Source organism: Exiguobacterium sp. s157 (assembly GCF_018618205.1).
GTDB lineage: Bacteria > Bacillota > Bacilli > Exiguobacteriales > Exiguobacteriaceae > Exiguobacterium > Exiguobacterium chiriqhucha.
Genome location: NZ_JACSLQ010000006.1, coordinates 90520 through 106144, shown reverse-complemented (window position 1 = coordinate 106144; position 15625 = coordinate 90520). Strand labels below are relative to the sequence as shown.

The window sequence follows — 15625 nt, the reverse complement described above, 5'->3', positions numbered from 1 at the left end:
TCTCTTTGTGTCTTACTGGAATTTTGGAACTTCGAAGTAAAGCGTGTAGGCGTCGAGCTGTTGATACATGTTGTAGATGTTGGCGGTTTGTTTCGTCGCCCAAGCGATATCCGTGGCATATTGCATCGTCCCAGGATTTGATGGATTAAAGCGCATTTTATAGAGCGTGTTCTGTTTCCGGCTCGGGTTGTTAATATACGAATCCCCGATGAACTTGGCACCGCCGATGATGGCGGCTTCCGGTGTGAACCAACCTTCTTTATAAGCGCGCTCAGCCCCTTTGACGTGGGCGTTCCCGTCAATCGCACCGATTCCGTACATATTGTAGACGGTCTTCGGTGTGACGGCCTTGCCGTCGACGCTCGAGACAACTGTCCCGGTGGCGAGGGCGGACGTCCCATGACCGGTTTCAAGCAATGCATGCGACAATAGGTAAATTTCGTTGACGTTGTGCGTACGTGACGCATCGATGAACGCTTGACCCCGTCCATCTAAAATCCCTTTACCGACGAGCGACTTGTTCAAGACCGGCGCCGTCAAATCGGCCCCCTTCGACAAATCGAGGAACTGGAAATATTCCCGTGACGTCGTGGCGAACGAAGACGGTGACACGTGACGTGTGATTTCCTCATCCGTCGCAAGACGCCAAGACCGGTCATAGACGCGAATGTTGTATCCACTCGGGCGATAGTAGCTGATTGTGTAATATTGACCGAGCTCACCAGTGATGCTCACCGTCTCACCTGGGTTGAGCACCCCGAACGAGTGAGCTGTCATAGAAGCGTCTTTCAATACCTTGACATTACCAGCGACGTTGGCAGCGCTGACGTATCCGGTCAGTAGACCCGATTTTACTTTATACCAAGTCGTCGAACCGACTTTTTGTGTGCCGAGGTACTCAAGTTTCGTATTCGTCGACAAGCCGCCCAAGTTTGCTGCGGCTGTTGAAGCGGTTGCCTTCAAATATTGGAATGAAGTCGTCATGAGTTCCGTCGAACTGATCGTCCCTGTCGTGGCGGTCGGTGTCGCGCGAGTGATATACGCTTTCGGTACATAGGCGTTCGCAGCCCGGAAGGCGTCCGACTGGGCGAACACGTTGCGTTGCGTCGTCACCATCGATGCGAGCGTGTATGGATAGGCCGTTTCGGTGATGACCATTTCCTTACTGCCGGCGACAGGCGGTGTGTACGGTTTCGTATACGTGAGGGAGATGTACCCTTTCACGAGCGAGCCGTTGACGAGATATGAGATGACCCCCCAGTCGCTACCGACGATTGGCTTCACTTTGACGACCGTCCCGTTCGCGAGCGTCCCGATGACGGCGCCATCAACTGCTTTATTGCGCACGTTCAGCGTCCCGTTGTTCGCGACGACGACCTCGACTTCACGTTCTGATTCGAGCTGTTCTTCTGGCACTGGCGGCTTGTCCGCAAAGTAACTCGCGGTCGCATAGCCCGTGAGCGAGCCGTACTTGATTTTATACAACGAGCTGGTCAATCCGGCCTCAGAAATTTGCTGAACTTTTGTCCCTGTCGGAATGACTGCGATTTTTGTTTTCGGTGATGCCGACCGGTCATAGAGGACGACTCGTTGCGTCGTGTAGTAATCTGTCACGACAATCACCTCCGGTTTTTCGACTGAGAAGTGACGTGAAGCGGCATAACCGGTTTTCCCGTCATAGCGGACTTTGAACCATGAGCTCGATAATCCGCTTTGAGAGATTTGTTCGATTTTCGCACCGAATGGAATCGTATCGATTTTCGTTGCGCCCGAGGCGGACGAACTGTACATCGCTACGTTCCGAATCGCGTAATAAGGCTTGATGACAATCACTTCTGGTGGTGTCGTCGAGAAATTGCGAGCGGCGGCATAGCCGGTGACACCGTCATACTCGATTTTAAACCATGAGCTCGCGAGTCCAGCATCCGACACTTGTGTCACTTTACTGCCGGCGCGGATGGTCCGGAGACGATCTGCACCCGAGGCAGACGATTTATACAAGACGAGATCGCGAGCGGCGTAATAAGGCGTTCGTACGACGACTTCCGGCTTCGTCTTCGAGAAGTTACGGGCTGCGGCATAGCCGGTGACGCCATTGTAACGAATCTTGAACCAGGACGAACTGAGTCCTGCCATTGCGATTTGTTCGACTTGGGCCCCCGAAGGGATGGTCGCGATCTTCGTCGCGCCTGAGGCCGAACTGTTATAAAGGGCGACGTTTGTGATTGAAAAATAAGGCGTCGTCGTTTCAGGCGTCGACGTATCTGGAGTCAATAGTGACGTCGAGAAGTTACGGGATGGAGCGTAGCCGATTTTCGTGCCATATTGGATTTTAAACCATGAGCCGGTCGCGCCGAGTGAGGCGAGATGCGTCACTTTGGCACCAGCCGGAATCGTCGCGAGTTTCGTCGCGCCCGAACCGGTCGAGTTGTATAGCACCGCTGTCTTGTTCGCGTAATATGGTGTTTCGACAGGAGCCGACGGCGTAAAGTATCGAGCTACGACGTAACCGGTGTACTTGCCGTACGTCACTTTCATCCATGAACCGGTTGCGCCATGCGAAGAGATATAAGTGACGGTCGCGCCTTTCGGGATGGTCGTCAAGACGGTGGCAGACGTCGATGTCGATGAGCGCAAGTTGACGTTCGCATCAGCCTTGTAAGCAGACGTCGCCGTCGTCGAGGCGGTCGTCGCCGTTTTCGTGACGGTCGATTTGAGTGTCAAATAAGTCGACGATACGTAGCGCTTTTCGCCTTCGAATTCAATTTGAGCCCAGTTGTCGTTCGTCGTATACACTTGAACGGTTTCGCCTTCGGTCAATTTCCCGACAATATCCGAAGTGGTAGATGTGGCGGAACGAACATTTAAAATCGATGTATTCACTGTTCCTTCGTATGTTGCTGCATATGAATGAGCGGGGACGAGCGTACTCAACACCGTGCTAGAGATGAGGACGGCCGTGCTCAATCGTGTGATCGTTGGCTTCAATGTGTTACCCCTTTCGGTGAATACGTATCAAAATATGAGTATTCTTTTAGTGTGCGGTCTAAGTATAGCGCACTTAAAAATTGGAAAGAAGAATCTAAATTACAAAAAAGGTAAATGAATTAGAATCCTATTGTATGATTTTGGTAAACAAAAAGAACCTCCTAGGAAATGGAGGTTCTTTTTGCGATTCGTATCGTTTGATGCATCCAGTCGCCGATGTCCGTCCAGATGTCTTGGCGTTGGCGCTCACGAAGCACTTCGTGGCGAGCCTGATCATAAGACAGGACGGTCAATTCGATGTCGGCGGCCTGATGTTTGCGGACGATTCCGGAGAGTCCTTCTCCGTCATGTACGACGGGGTCATCGGCACCTACGACGAACAAAATTGGTAGTGTTTTCGGATGTTCTTGTATCCGGGCGGCAGAGGTCACATCGAGTGACGCTTTTGCTACCTCGTGTAAATATCCGAGCGTCGGAATCCCACCACAGTCCGGGTCGTTCATATAGGCGATCACTTCCTCGGGGACACTAGAAATCCAATCGCTCTCGGTCGTGGCGGGTAAGAATTTCAAGTTATATCGTCCGAACAACAAGCGTTCGAATAAACGGGATTCATGGGTGCTCCCTTTAAACCGAATGGCCAAATCGATCGCATACAGTCCGGCACGTCCAATCAATCCAGAATGCGGGGGCGGGGAAACGGCGATGACACCCGCCAATCGATGACCTAACTGTTGACCGAGTCGACGCGCGAGCAACGAGCCGAAACTATGGCCGAGGACGACGGTCGGCAATTCATCTTGATAGTGATCGAGGAGCGAGATGGCGTCGTCGACCATTTGATCAAATCCTTCGTGTGGAGATAGATGAGCGTAAGTGGACTGGGTTCGGGCCAAAGAACCGGCGCCGCGAAGGTCGCACAAAAACACATTAAAACCAATTTCTGACAAAAAATTAGCGAATTCGACATAACGTTGATGATGTTCAAGCATCCCATGGAAAATGAAACAATTTCCAATCGGTTGTCTGGCCTTGACGTGCAATAGTTGTGTCCGGTATCCGTCCGCATACGTATGTTCCGTGACGTCCATCCCTATCCCTCCGTTGTCTTGATTAGAATAAGCCAATCGCTTTCCCAGTCTCATCAATCCCCATATTCAAGGCGGCCGGTTGTTTCGGCAGACCCGGCATCGTCAAGACGTTACCTGTCAAGGCGACGAGGAAGCCAGCGCCGACCGACGGTTTCAACTCTCGCACCGTCACGGTGAAGCCGTGTTGGTATCCGAGTTTCGTCGGGTCATCCGAGAGCGAGAACGGCGTCTTCGCCATACAAATCGGCAAGCTCTGCCAGCCGTTCGCTTCGATTTGTGCCATCTGTTTTTTCGCGGTTGCGGTAAAGGTGACGTCGGCCGCTCCATACACTTCACAGGCGATCGTCAAAATTTTCTGTTCGATGGAATCGGTTAACGCATAGAGCGGGGTAAACGAACTCTCATTCGACTCAATCGTGTCGATGACGGCCTCGGCGAGGGCACGACCGCCTTGTCCACCATTCGACCACACTTCACTGAGCGCCACTCGAATGTGGTTCGCTTCACACCAATCGAGGACGGCCGCCAACTCTTCGGCTGTATCCGAATTGAATCGATTGAGGGCGACGACGGTCGGCAAACCGAGTTTCCCCATCGTCTCGACATGTTTGGCGAGAAGTTTTAACCCGTTTCCGACAGCTCCGACGTTCTCGACGTGGAGTTGGTCTTTGGCGACACCGCCATGCATTTTCAAAGCACGGACTGTTGCCACGAGAACGACGGCGTCCGGGTTCAATTTTCCGATGCGTGACTTGATATGACAGAATTTCTCGGCGCCAAGATCGGCTCCGAAACCAGCTTCGGTGACGACATATTCACCGAGCTTGAGCGCGGTTTTCGTCGCAATCAATGAGTTGCATCCGTGCGCGATATTGGCGAACGGACCACCATGAACGAGGGCTGGTGTCTGTTCAAGTGTTTGCACCAAGTTCGGCTTGAACGCTTCTTTCAATAGCAGTGTCGCGGCACCGGCCGCACCGATTTGTTCGGCCGTGATCGGCTCATTGTCCCGATCGTATGCGACGACGATTCGCTTGATGCGTGCCTCGAGGTCAGTCAACGAATCGGCGAGACAGAGGATGGCCATGATTTCAGACGCGACCGTGATATCAAAGCCGTCTTCACGAGGTACGCCATGGGCACTGCCGCCAAGGCCAATCGTCACGTGACGGAGCGCCCGGTCATTCAAGTCGAGCACACGTTTCCAGACGATTTTCCGGACATCGATGCCAAGGTCGTTCCCTTGATGGAGATGATTGTCGAGCATGGCGCTAATCGTGTTGTGGGCCGCGGTGATAGCGTGCATGTCGCCTGTAAAGTGAAGGTTGATGTCTTCCATCGGCAACACTTGGCTGAATCCTCCGCCGGCGGCACCGCCTTTTAAGCCCATTGTCGGCCCGAGCGACGGTTCTCGCAAACAGACGATCGCTTGTTTGTCGAGTTGGTTGAGCGCTTGGCCGAGCCCGACGGTCACGGTCGACTTTCCTTCACCGGCTGGAGTCGGATTGATTGCCGTGACGAGAATGAGCTTCCCGTCTTCGCGAGTCGCCATCCGATCGATGACGTCGAAGGATAACTTGGCTTTATATTTCCCGTATAGGTCGAGGTCATCTTCTTGTAAACCGAGCTTTTCCGCAATCTCTTTGACGGGCAACATCTCGGCTTGTTGGGCAATCGTTAGGTCGGATAACGGTTTAATCGTCGTCATGTATAAAATCCCTCCACTTTCGAACATTGTAATCGGTTTATTTCATTTCATTCGTGAATCGACTTAGAATCAAGGTTTAATTCTTCATTCAGGAAGACTCGTTCGTGTTGTCATTGAGTTTATCATAACGCATCGTCTCGTATAATTCACCCATTGAGTGCAATATATTCCACCCTTTCCGTCAAATGTATCCGTTTTCATTTTGGTTGTTTGAAGGTAAGTTGATAGTGGAGGCGATGAACATGACAGAAACACCAAAACAACACAAGCGAAGACGAAATTGGAAGAAACCAGCGAGTTTTATTGCATTCGTCGGTCCGGCCTTTTTGGCGTTTGTGGCGATTGTGCTCATACCGTTCATAAACGGGATTTATTACAGCTTCACGGATTGGAACGGTGTGACGGGTCAGTTGAACGTAGTCGGGTGGGACAATTATCAGCGGATTCTATTCGAGGATGAACAGTTCCGCGCCTCGTTCTGGATTACGACGAAATACACGATTGTGGCCGTCATCTTGACGAACATCGTCGGTTTCTTACTGGCCTTACTGTTGACGATGAACATTAAGACACGCAATATCCTGCGCACCGTCTTTTTCATGCCAAACTTGATTGGCGGGCTCATTCTCGGATTCATTTGGCAGTTTATCTATGTGAAGGGCTTTGAATCAATTGGGGCACTGACCGGATGGAGTTTGTTCGAACTGCCGTGGCTCGGTGACGCCCAGACAGCCTTTTGGGGCATCGTCATCGTCGCCATCTGGCAAGGCGGAGGCTACGTCATGGTCATCTACATCGCAGCGCTTCAAAACGTGCCGACGGATTTGCTGGAAGCAGCCAAAATCGATGGGGCAAATCGATTGAAGATGTTGCGTCACATCACGTTACCGATGATTATGCCGTCGATCACCATCTGTCTGTTTTTGACGATCTCCTGGTCGTTCAAAGTGTTCGACACGAACTTGTCGCTCACGAACGGAGGCCCATTCAAATCGACAGAGATGCTCGCCTTGAACATCTATACAGAATCGTTCGTGAATAATAATTACGGGCTCGGCTCGGCGAAAGCGGTCATCTTCTTCCTTGTCGTCGCGGCGATTACCGTCACTCAAGTCTATTTGACGAAAAAGCGGGAGGTGGAGGCATGACGACAGAAAAAATTGAACGCATCGAAGCGAAGGTCGATTCATCTCCCCAGCGATTGCTACCGCAAAAACCGCTGCGGGCGGGTGGATATACGGCCGGTCTCGGTCTCGTCGAACTGGTGGCGATTCTACTTGGACTGTTATATCTCGTCCCGTTCTATTACGTCATCGTCAACTCGTTCAAATCAATTGCCGAGATTTACACGAACACGTCTGCCTTGCCGAGCGTCTGGCTCGCGTCGAACTATACAGAAGCCTGGGAGGCGATGAACTACGGACGCGTCTTCTTGAACTCGCTTCTCATCACGGCCGGGGCGAACCTTCTTATCGTGCTGTTCACCTCGATGGCGGCCTGGAAGCTCGTCCGGACGAAACATTGGATTTCGACCGTCATCTTCTTCTTGTTCGTCGCGGCGATGGTCATCCCGTTTCAGTCAATCATGATTCCGCTCGTGAAAGTGTCGAGCCTGCTCGGTCTTTTAAACAGTCATTGGGGACTGATGGTCATGTATCTCGGCTTCGGGTCCGGCATCTCCGTCTTTCTCTATCATGGTTTTATGAAGTCGATTCCGGAAGAGATTGAAGAAGCGGCCATCATTGACGGCTGTTCGACATGGGGTGTGTTTTGGCGGATTGTCTTCCCGCTCCTCAAACCGATCACGGTGACGATCGTCATCTTGAACAGCCTTTGGATTTGGAATGACTTTCTCTTACCTTCACTTGTCCTCCGAGACATCGAGCTGCGGACGATTCCGCTCGCGACGTTCTATTTCTTCGGACAATATACAAAACAATGGGATTTGGCACTTGCTGGTTTAGTCCTTGGGATCGTTCCGCTCCTCGTCTTTTTCTTCGGTATGCAAAAGCATATTATCAAAGGGATTACGAGCGGCTCGATCAAATAACCCTGCCCAAGGGATCTCCCCCGTTCGCTACACGGGGGAGAATTTTTTTTTGGAAAAGTGGTTGACATTCGTCTGAATATTGATAATAATTGGGTCAATTCAATTGTGAACGACATTGAAAGGACGAGTACACAGAAGACGTAAGCAAAGCGAGCCGGGGAAGGTGAGAGCCCGGACTGAAATCTCTGTCGAAGAACCTCCTGGAGTCGCTACCCGAACGCTTTGCAAGTAGACGTAGCCGGACTGTTCCCCGTTATCGGAACTACGAGATGTTCGTCTCGAAAAAGTGAGTAGATTCGTCTACTAATTTGGGTGGCACCGCGGAGCTTGAAGCCTTCCGTCCCATAGTCCATGGGATTGGAGGGCTTTTTTCTATTGCTCCATCCCGAAATTCCACAATTGGAGGAAGAAAACATGACAACAACAGCAATGAGCAAGATGAAGGAAAAACAACAGGCGATTACAGTAGTGAAGGCGACATTCGAAGACAAGTTCAGCACGGCGCTCGGACTCACACAAGTTCAGGCCCCACTGTTCGTCACATCGGCGAGCGGTGTCAACGACCACTTGAACGGTGTCGAACGCATCATCCAGTTCGATACGCAGTATCCAGGGCATGAACTCGAAATCGTTCAGTCGCTCGCGAAGTGGAAACGTGAAGCGCTCGGCCGCTACGGATTCGAAGTCGGTGAAGGGTTGTACACACAGATGCGCGCCATCCGTCGGGATGAAGAACTCGACGCGACACACTCACTCCACGTCGATCAATGGGACTGGGAACGTGTCATCGCTCGGGAACACCGGACGACGGAGTACTTGAAGGCGACGGTCGAAACGATTTACGCGGCACTCCGCGAGACGGAACAGACGGTCGAAACGATGTACGGGATTGAGGCGATCTTGCCAGAGTCGATTCACTTCTTGACGAGCCAAGAGTTAGAAGACCTTTACCCGGATCTTACACCAAAAGAGCGTGAGCACGCGATTTGTAAAGCGTACGGTGCGGTCTTCCTCTCGCAAATCGGCGGCGCACTCGCTTCGGGCGATAAGCACGACGGTCGCGCGGCTGACTATGACGACTGGTCGCTCAACGGCGATATCCTCGTCTGGCACCCGGAACTCGAATCGGCGTTCGAACTGTCATCGATGGGAATTCGTGTCGACGAGACAGCGCTTGCCGAGCAGTTGGTGACAGCCGGAGCTGAAGACAAACGCAAGTACCCGTTCCACCAAGCGGTTCTCGAAGGACGTCTCCCGCTTACAATCGGGGGCGGCATCGGGCAATCGCGTGTCGCCATGTATTTGCTTCGTGCTCGTCACATCGGTGAAGTCCAATCTTCGGTCTGGCCGAGTGAGATGATCACAGCATGTGAAGAAGCTGGAATCAGCCTGTTGTAATTATATAGAAGAAACTAAAACCAGGACTTTCTTTTCAATAAGAAAGTCCTGGTTTTCTGTGCAACATTTTCCACCCTACACGTCAATTTTGACACCTACATAATGGAAGCGTTTTCATCTAAAGTTAGGGTGTACCGAATGATGAAGGATTGTCGACTCTATACTTAGGAGGAAGCGAAATGAAACGTAAATGGAAATTATCAACTGCCGTCATGACGGCAGGTATGGTATTGACGCTTGCGGCCTGTGGCGGCGGGTCGCTTACGGAAGATGAAGGATCGAACGATGCGAACGCAGATAACGGGGACAAGCAAGACGTCACGTTGAACGTCTTCCAGTTTAAAGCGGAAATCGCCAAAGATCTTGAAGCGATGGCGAAAGAATACGAGGAAGAGACGGGCGTCAAAGTGACCGTTCAAACAGTCGGCGGCGGAGCCGATTACGGCGCTGCGCTCAAGTCACAGTTCGCGTCAGGCAACGAGCCGGACATCTTCAATAACGGCGGATTCACCGAAGCTCAGACATGGAAAGACAAATTGGAAGATTTGTCAGGCGAGAAGTGGGTCGGGGATTTGACGGAAGTGGCCAAGGAACCGATGACGATGGACGGAAAACTGTACGGGATGCCGATGAACTTGGAAGGATACGGCTTCATCTACAACAAGGAGCTGTTCGAGAAGGCGGGCATCAGTGAGTTGCCGAAGACGTTGTCTGAGTTGACGGATGCGGCTGAGAAGTTGGATAAAGCAGGCATCACACCGTTCTCGGTCGGTTATGCCGAGTTTTGGATTCTCGGAATTCACTTGCTCAACATTCCGATGGCGCAACAAGACGACCCGGATGCGTTCATCCAGGCACTCAACGAGAATAAAGAAAAATTTGAGGACAATGAGCAGTTCCAACAATTCTTGAAACTGTTTGACCTCACCATCAAATACGGCAATAAGAACCCGCTCACGACGGACTATAACACGCAAGTCACACAGTTCGCTCAAGGTGAGACGGCAATACTTCAGCAAGGGAACTGGGCGCAACAGATGATTCTCGACGTGAATCCGGACATTGAGATGGGCTTCGTCCCAATCCCAATCAACGATGACAAAGAGAAGATGGATCGTCTCCCGGTCGGCGTCCCGAACAACTGGGTCGTCAATAAAAACTCGAAGTATAAAGAAGAAGCGAAAGACTTCCTCGAATGGATGGCGACATCTGATACAGGTAAAGATTACATGGTCAACAAATTCAAATTCATTCCGGCGTTCAAGTCGATCGAAGCGAACGACCTCGGTCCGCTTGCTGACGACATCTTGGCTTATTCGAACGAAGGCAAGACGATTTCATGGAACTGGTTCAAGTATCCGGATGGCGCGGTCAACGAGTACGGCGCGTTGATGCAAGCGTACGTCGGTGGTCAAAAGACCGGAGACGAGATGCTCCAAGACTTCACAAAAGTATGGGCCGATAAGGCAAAATAACAGCAACACAAGCAGCGAAATGACCCCTTCGCCGCTTGTGTTTTTTTTATGAAGAAACCGTCACACGAATCCCATAAAAACGACACACATACCCCCGTGGGTTTTCGTACAATATGTTCTGTAAGCGATTCATCAAGAGGAGGGGTTATGAGACGACTAAGCTGGTTACTCGCTTTATGGTTCTTCTCACCGATAGCTGTTCAAGCGGACACAGAACCGGTGTTGCTCGAAGAACCGATTGTGATTCAATCGAACGAAACGTTCAACGGTGCAGGAAAACGGTTCATCAGTTGTGAACGACCCGCTTTCCAACTCGAAGGAATCGGGGCCGTGCTCGAGAACGTCGAGATCGAACAGTGCGAACGGACGACTGTACCCGCGGTGCTCGTCGAGGGGCTGGGCAACCAAGTCATCGATGCGAGAATCGAAGCAGCCGGGACCGGGATTGCCGTCAGGGACAGTCACGGGGTCCGGTTGATTCGACCGAACGTGACCGGGACAGGTCGGGGAGAAGGCATCTCCGTACATAATAGTGAAGCGACGGTGATTAAAGGTGCCATCATCGACCATGCCCGAGACGGGATTTACATCGAAGACGGGAGCGGATATGAATTGGTTCGGCCACTCGTTATGAACTCACGGTACGGCATTCATCTCATGTTCCCGACGGACGTTTCAATCACCTCACCCATCCTGCACCATAACGAAACCGGCGCGATGGTGATGGGAACCGAGCGCGTCAGCATCGAAAATGGACAAATTCATGACCAGACAGGTGCGACGGGGATGGGGCTCATGCTGTTCGAGGCGGTCGAGACGACCGTTCGTGCGAATGCAATTCATGGGAACCGCGTGGGGATTTACGCCGAGAAATCGGAGTGGACGGCAATCCATCATAACGGAGTGAACGGAAATGATATCGCGTTGCGGTTGCAGCGGGCTACCGGGATGACCCTGGTCGGGAATGATTTGACACATAATCGCTATCCGGTCATATCGTTCAAAGCGGCTGACAACGTGATTGCCGGCAACAGATGGGGTGGGCTGACGCTTGATTTGACCGAGGACGGACAGAGCGAGATTCCGTATCGGGCTGACCCGTATTTGTTTTTGCTCGCCGATTCGTATGAAGCGTTTGAATTATTGTACGGGGCCCCCGGGCTGACCGTACTCGAGCGTGTCCTCAGAAGTCCCGATGAGGTCACGCTCATTGACACGGCGCCACTTGTGACGAATTTCAAGTTTACTTGGCAAGGAACAGTCGGGGCGACCGTGTTAAGTGGATTATTGATGTTATTATGGCGATTTGGGAGGAAACAAGATGATTACTTATAAGAAGATGGCAGGATTACTTACCGTATCTGGATTGACACTCGCGCTAGGGGCGTGTTCAAGTGCGGCAGCGGAACCGTTCGACATCAAATGGGGCGAGACCGAATGTGAAGTGTGCAACATGAAAATCATGGACGAACAGTTCGCTGCCGAGGCAATCATGGACAACGGAAAAGGCTATGCGTTCGATGACATCGGTTGTTTGATGCGGGACTGGTATCCGGAACAGACCGAGGAAGACATTGCGGCCATGTACGTCAAAGACTATAACACGAAAGAATGGGTCGATCTCGAGGAAGGAACGTTCGTCCACGATAAGATGTCGAAGACGCCGATGGCATACAATATTGTCTCGTTCGCAAAAAAAGCGGACGCTGAGGCATATGCGGATAAGAACGGCGGAACGGTCATGGACCTCGACGACTTGAAAGAGCATTCATGGGAACGTGGTGAGATGAACCAACATAAAAAAATGAACACGGGTGATGACAACAAGATGAGTGACAGTGATTCATCAGAAGGCCACGGACAGTAAATGATGCTCTGGCGGATCGAGTGGTCGCGCACGTTGCGTCAAAAAGAGAGTTACGTCTTCCTGTTCACTTGGATGGTGACGCTCGTCTTGCTCGGTGGTCTTGGACAAGCACTGCCGATGGCGTCTGCCTACACGAACGTCAACGCGTCACTGCTCACGATTATCGGTCTCGTCTTGCCGCTGTTCGTCATGTTGACGACGGCACTCCAATGGGGAGGAGAGCGGGAGTCAAAACGGTTGCGCCTCTTGACGACGTACCCGCTATCGATGTTTCGTCTCATTTGGATGCGATACAGCGCTTTTCTCGCGACGCAAGCTTTGATCGTGACGCTCGCCTATGCACTCGCCTCATTCGTCGTATCGATGCCCCTCACCACATGGTTCGTCTTATGGACCTATTCAATCGGACTCATCGCGTATGGGGCGGCGCTCGGGACGTTCGTTGGCGTTATCGGTCGAAATCGACTTCAAGCCGTCCTTCTGTCTTTCCTCATCTGGATCGTCATGATTTTATTGTGGCCAACGATACTCGTGAGTGTCATTGCTTGGATGCCGTATGGGATTCAGGCGGAAGCGATGATCGGTGCTTTGTTCTTGAACGGATTTGAACTGTTGCGTGTCTGGGTGAGCGCGGTTTTAGCAGCACCTGATTTGTTCGGCGCCATCTATGAGACGTTTATTGATTGGCTCGATGGATCAATCGGCACGGCCGTCGTCGGTTTTACAATCGCAACGGTTATTCTTTGGATGCTATCCGCTTCAGCCTGGTGGTTACGACGGGAGGGTCGACATGATTCAGCTTAAGAAAGTAGGGAAACGTTACGGCGAGTCATGGGCGCTCCATCCGCTCGACGGAACGATAGTAGCGGGTCACATCGTGGCTTTGTGCGGCAGCAATGGGGCAGGTAAATCGACGCTGTTGAATCTCATGAACGGCACGATCACCCCAAGCGTCGGGAGCGTGTCGTTGAACGGTCGAACGATTGGTGACGGGAAAGCGTACCATCAGACGTTCGGTTACATGCCAGACGATTTTGCGTTCGACCCGTCTTGGACCGTCGGTGAGACGTACGCCTATTACGCCTTATGGCAAGGTGTGAAGCCGGACAAGGTACTGTTGAAGCGAGTCGGTCTCGATGAACTAAGGCATCGTCACGTTGGGAAGCTATCGAAAGGGATGCGACAACGGCTCTTGCTCGCGCAGGCGCTCGTAACCAAACCAGACATCCTACTCCTCGACGAACCGACGAACGGACTCGACCCAACATGGATGCATCTGCTCGGCGGTCTGTTACGGGATGAAGCGGCGCGTGGAGCGACAATCGTCTGTTCGACACATCAGCTCGACGTCGCAGCGATGCTTGCTGACGAAGTGTGGATGCTCAAGGACGGTCGGGTCGCCGGTCGCGTTATCGTAACGGACGAAACGGAGGCCTACGCTGAGATTAAACGTTTCTTTTTCGAATCGGAAGTTGAGGCTTGTCAAACGGGCGTCGCTCGCACAAAATAATAGACAGTTGAAGTGGTGCTCGGAACCTTCCGGCACCACTATTTTATTGGGGAGATGACAGATATGAGAAAGAATGTCACGGTCGCGTTGTTGTTGGCGACTTTTTTAGCGGCGATTGAAGGGACGGTCGTCTCGGTCGCGACGCCGGTCATCGCGAGCGAGTTGAACGGGGCCGCCCTCGTGAGTTGGGTGTTCGCCGCCTTCTTGCTGTTCACGGCGGTGTCGACACCGATTTATGGAAAAGTGGCCGATTTGTTCGGTCGCAAGCGGGTCCTATTGTTCGGGATCGGTTTGTTCACCCTTGCCTCGCTCTTATGCGGTCTCGCCACATCGATGGAGCAATTGATTATCTTTCGGGCGCTCCAAGGACTTGGTGCCGGGGCGGTATTGCCGATTTCGATGACCATCATCGGCGATTTGTATAAGTATGAGGAACGTGGCAAGATTCAAGGCATCTTAAGCGCGGTCTGGGGGGTCTCGGGCGTGCTCGGGCCGGTCATCGGCGGGTTCTTGGTCGAGACGTTGTCTTGGCGCTACGTCTTCCTCTTAAACGTACCGTTCGCACTGTTATCGTTCATCATGATCATTGTCTTCTATAAAGAGACGGTGACCGAGACGACGGAGCGGATTGACGTCAAAGGGGCGCTGTTGTTCGCGTTCGGTACGACGGCATTCTTATATGGACTGATCACGTTCAGCGAAACGAACGTCTGGACACCATCGATCATCGTCAGTGCCGTGTTCAGTGTCGTTCTGCTTACCAGTTTCTTTTTATCAGAGCGGCGTGCGAAAACACCGTTACTACCGCTCGATTTATTGAAACAACCGATTATCGCATCCATCAATGGCGCCGTCTTCTTCGCGGCATGGGTGCTCGTCTCGATGTCGGCCTATATTCCAATCTGGGCCCAGGCCGTACTTGGTAAATCGGCGACGGAAGCCGGATTCATGCTGATGCCGCTCTCGGTCGCTTGGACGTTCACATCGATTATCGGCGGCCGTACACTTGGCGCGGCCTCGCCACGGCGTCGGGCCGTGACAGGAATGAGTTTCTTGTTGATCGGGACAATCATCTTGACGCTGCTCACGCAATCGAGCCCAGACCTGTTCGTCTACCTCGCTGTCGCCATTATCGGCGTCGGGTTCGGCTTGTCGCAGCCGATGTTCATCGTCGTTTTACAGACGGTCGTGTCTTATCGTCAACGCGGGACCGCGACGGCGGCAAACTCCTTCTTGAGTACCGTCGGTCAGACGCTCGGTGTCGCCGTATTCGGTGCCGTGTTTAACTTTATCGTCCTTAGTGGCTTCCGTGACGAGCCCGGGTTAAGCGGTGTGTCACTCGAATTGTTCTTCAATCGGAGTATGACCGAGGCGCTAAACGCGACAGTCCGGCTCCAAGGCGAGCAACTCATCGCCACAGGATTGAACACGGTCTTCATCGGTGCGGCACTTGCCGCATTCATCGCACTGTTGATTGCACTGCGTTTACCGGTTAGCCCACCCGAACCTTCACGCGATAACTAACGACACGGTATGAT

The 15625-nt window shown here is 52.3% G+C and carries 12 protein-coding genes and 1 other annotated feature; of the genes, 9 read left to right on the top strand and 3 right to left on the bottom strand.

Annotated features, from left to right (window positions below):
- Positions 1–12: 12 nt before the first annotated feature.
- From KNP67_RS12055 to KNP67_RS12045, 3 genes are all read right to left on the bottom strand, one after another.
- Positions 13–2988 (bottom strand): SH3 domain-containing protein, encoded by a 2976-nt coding sequence (locus KNP67_RS12055; RefSeq protein ID WP_214756690.1) that lies wholly within the window; start codon positions 2986–2988, stop codon positions 13–15.
- 161 nt (positions 2989–3149) lie between these two features.
- Positions 3150–4079 (bottom strand): alpha/beta fold hydrolase, encoded by a 930-nt coding sequence (locus KNP67_RS12050; protein WP_214756689.1) that lies wholly within the window; start codon positions 4077–4079, stop codon positions 3150–3152.
- Positions 4080–4101: 22 nt separating this feature from the next.
- A complete protein-coding gene (locus tag KNP67_RS12045; protein WP_214756688.1) occupies positions 4102–5787 on the bottom strand; it encodes a formate--tetrahydrofolate ligase in 1686 nt (561 codons plus the stop codon).
- 242 nt (positions 5788–6029) lie between these two features.
- Between KNP67_RS12045 and KNP67_RS12040 the strand changes: the two genes are divergently transcribed.
- The 9 genes from KNP67_RS12040 to KNP67_RS12000 all read left to right on the top strand — a co-directional run bounded on the left by KNP67_RS12040 (position 6030) and on the right by KNP67_RS12000 (position 15611).
- Positions 6030–6935: a carbohydrate ABC transporter permease gene (locus KNP67_RS12040; protein WP_058765715.1), complete on the top strand. Its 906-nt coding sequence runs from the start codon at positions 6030–6032 to the stop codon at positions 6933–6935.
- Entirely contained in the window at positions 6932–7837 is a 906-nt protein-coding gene (locus tag KNP67_RS12035) for a carbohydrate ABC transporter permease (RefSeq protein WP_021067833.1), read from the top strand. The genes KNP67_RS12040 and KNP67_RS12035 overlap by 4 nt, the downstream gene beginning before the upstream one ends.
- A 106-nt stretch (positions 7838–7943) precedes the next feature.
- Positions 7944–8185: a binding site (T-box leader), on the top strand.
- Positions 8186–8251: 66 nt separating this feature from the next.
- A complete protein-coding gene (gene asnA / locus KNP67_RS12030) occupies positions 8252–9235 on the top strand; it encodes an aspartate--ammonia ligase (protein ID WP_021067832.1) in 984 nt (327 codons plus the stop codon).
- Positions 9236–9414: 179 nt separating this feature from the next.
- Complete coding sequence (locus KNP67_RS12025) at positions 9415–10710, top strand: ABC transporter substrate-binding protein (protein ID WP_214756686.1); 1296 nt, start codon at positions 9415–9417, stop codon at positions 10708–10710.
- A gap of 147 nt (positions 10711–10857) precedes the next feature.
- Positions 10858–12045, top strand: a complete 1188-nt coding sequence (locus KNP67_RS12020) for a NosD domain-containing protein (protein WP_214756685.1) — start codon at positions 10858–10860, stop codon at positions 12043–12045.
- Positions 12032–12577 (top strand): nitrous oxide reductase accessory protein NosL, encoded by a 546-nt coding sequence (locus KNP67_RS12015; protein ID WP_214756684.1) that lies wholly within the window; start codon positions 12032–12034, stop codon positions 12575–12577. The genes KNP67_RS12020 and KNP67_RS12015 overlap by 14 nt, the downstream gene beginning before the upstream one ends.
- Positions 12578–12580: 3 nt before the next feature.
- On the top strand, positions 12581–13381 hold the full coding sequence (locus KNP67_RS12010; RefSeq protein ID WP_058765764.1) for an ABC transporter permease: 801 nt from the start codon (positions 12581–12583) through the stop codon (positions 13379–13381).
- Positions 13368–14087 (top strand): ABC transporter ATP-binding protein, encoded by a 720-nt coding sequence (locus KNP67_RS12005; RefSeq protein WP_058765719.1) that lies wholly within the window; start codon positions 13368–13370, stop codon positions 14085–14087. The genes KNP67_RS12010 and KNP67_RS12005 overlap by 14 nt, the downstream gene beginning before the upstream one ends.
- Positions 14088–14150: 63 nt before the next feature.
- Positions 14151–15611, top strand: coding sequence for an MDR family MFS transporter (locus KNP67_RS12000; protein ID WP_214756683.1), 1461 nt, complete (start codon positions 14151–14153; stop codon positions 15609–15611).
- Positions 15612–15625: the final 14 nt, after the last annotated feature.

What these genes read in the sequence shown, in the direction of transcription:
- KNP67_RS12050 (WP_214756689.1), bottom strand. Translation starts at nt 4,079, where the DNA reads ATGGACGTCACGGAACATACGTATGCGGACGGATACCGGACACAACTA.
- KNP67_RS12045 (WP_214756688.1), bottom strand. Translation starts at nt 5,787, where the DNA reads ATGACGACGATTAAACCGTTATCCGACCTAACGATTGCCCAACAAGCC.
- KNP67_RS12040 (WP_058765715.1), top strand. Translation starts at nt 6,030, where the DNA reads ATGACAGAAACACCAAAACAACACAAGCGAAGACGAAATTGGAAGAAA.
- KNP67_RS12035 (WP_021067833.1), top strand. Translation starts at nt 6,932, where the DNA reads ATGACGACAGAAAAAATTGAACGCATCGAAGCGAAGGTCGATTCATCT.
- asnA (WP_021067832.1), top strand. Translation starts at nt 8,252, where the DNA reads ATGACAACAACAGCAATGAGCAAGATGAAGGAAAAACAACAGGCGATT.
- KNP67_RS12025 (WP_214756686.1), top strand. Translation starts at nt 9,415, where the DNA reads ATGAAACGTAAATGGAAATTATCAACTGCCGTCATGACGGCAGGTATG.
- KNP67_RS12020 (WP_214756685.1), top strand. Translation starts at nt 10,858, where the DNA reads ATGAGACGACTAAGCTGGTTACTCGCTTTATGGTTCTTCTCACCGATA.
- KNP67_RS12015 (WP_214756684.1), top strand. Translation starts at nt 12,032, where the DNA reads ATGATTACTTATAAGAAGATGGCAGGATTACTTACCGTATCTGGATTG.
- KNP67_RS12010 (WP_058765764.1), top strand. Translation starts at nt 12,581, where the DNA reads ATGCTCTGGCGGATCGAGTGGTCGCGCACGTTGCGTCAAAAAGAGAGT.
- KNP67_RS12005 (WP_058765719.1), top strand. Translation starts at nt 13,368, where the DNA reads ATGATTCAGCTTAAGAAAGTAGGGAAACGTTACGGCGAGTCATGGGCG.
- KNP67_RS12000 (WP_214756683.1), top strand. Translation starts at nt 14,151, where the DNA reads ATGAGAAAGAATGTCACGGTCGCGTTGTTGTTGGCGACTTTTTTAGCG.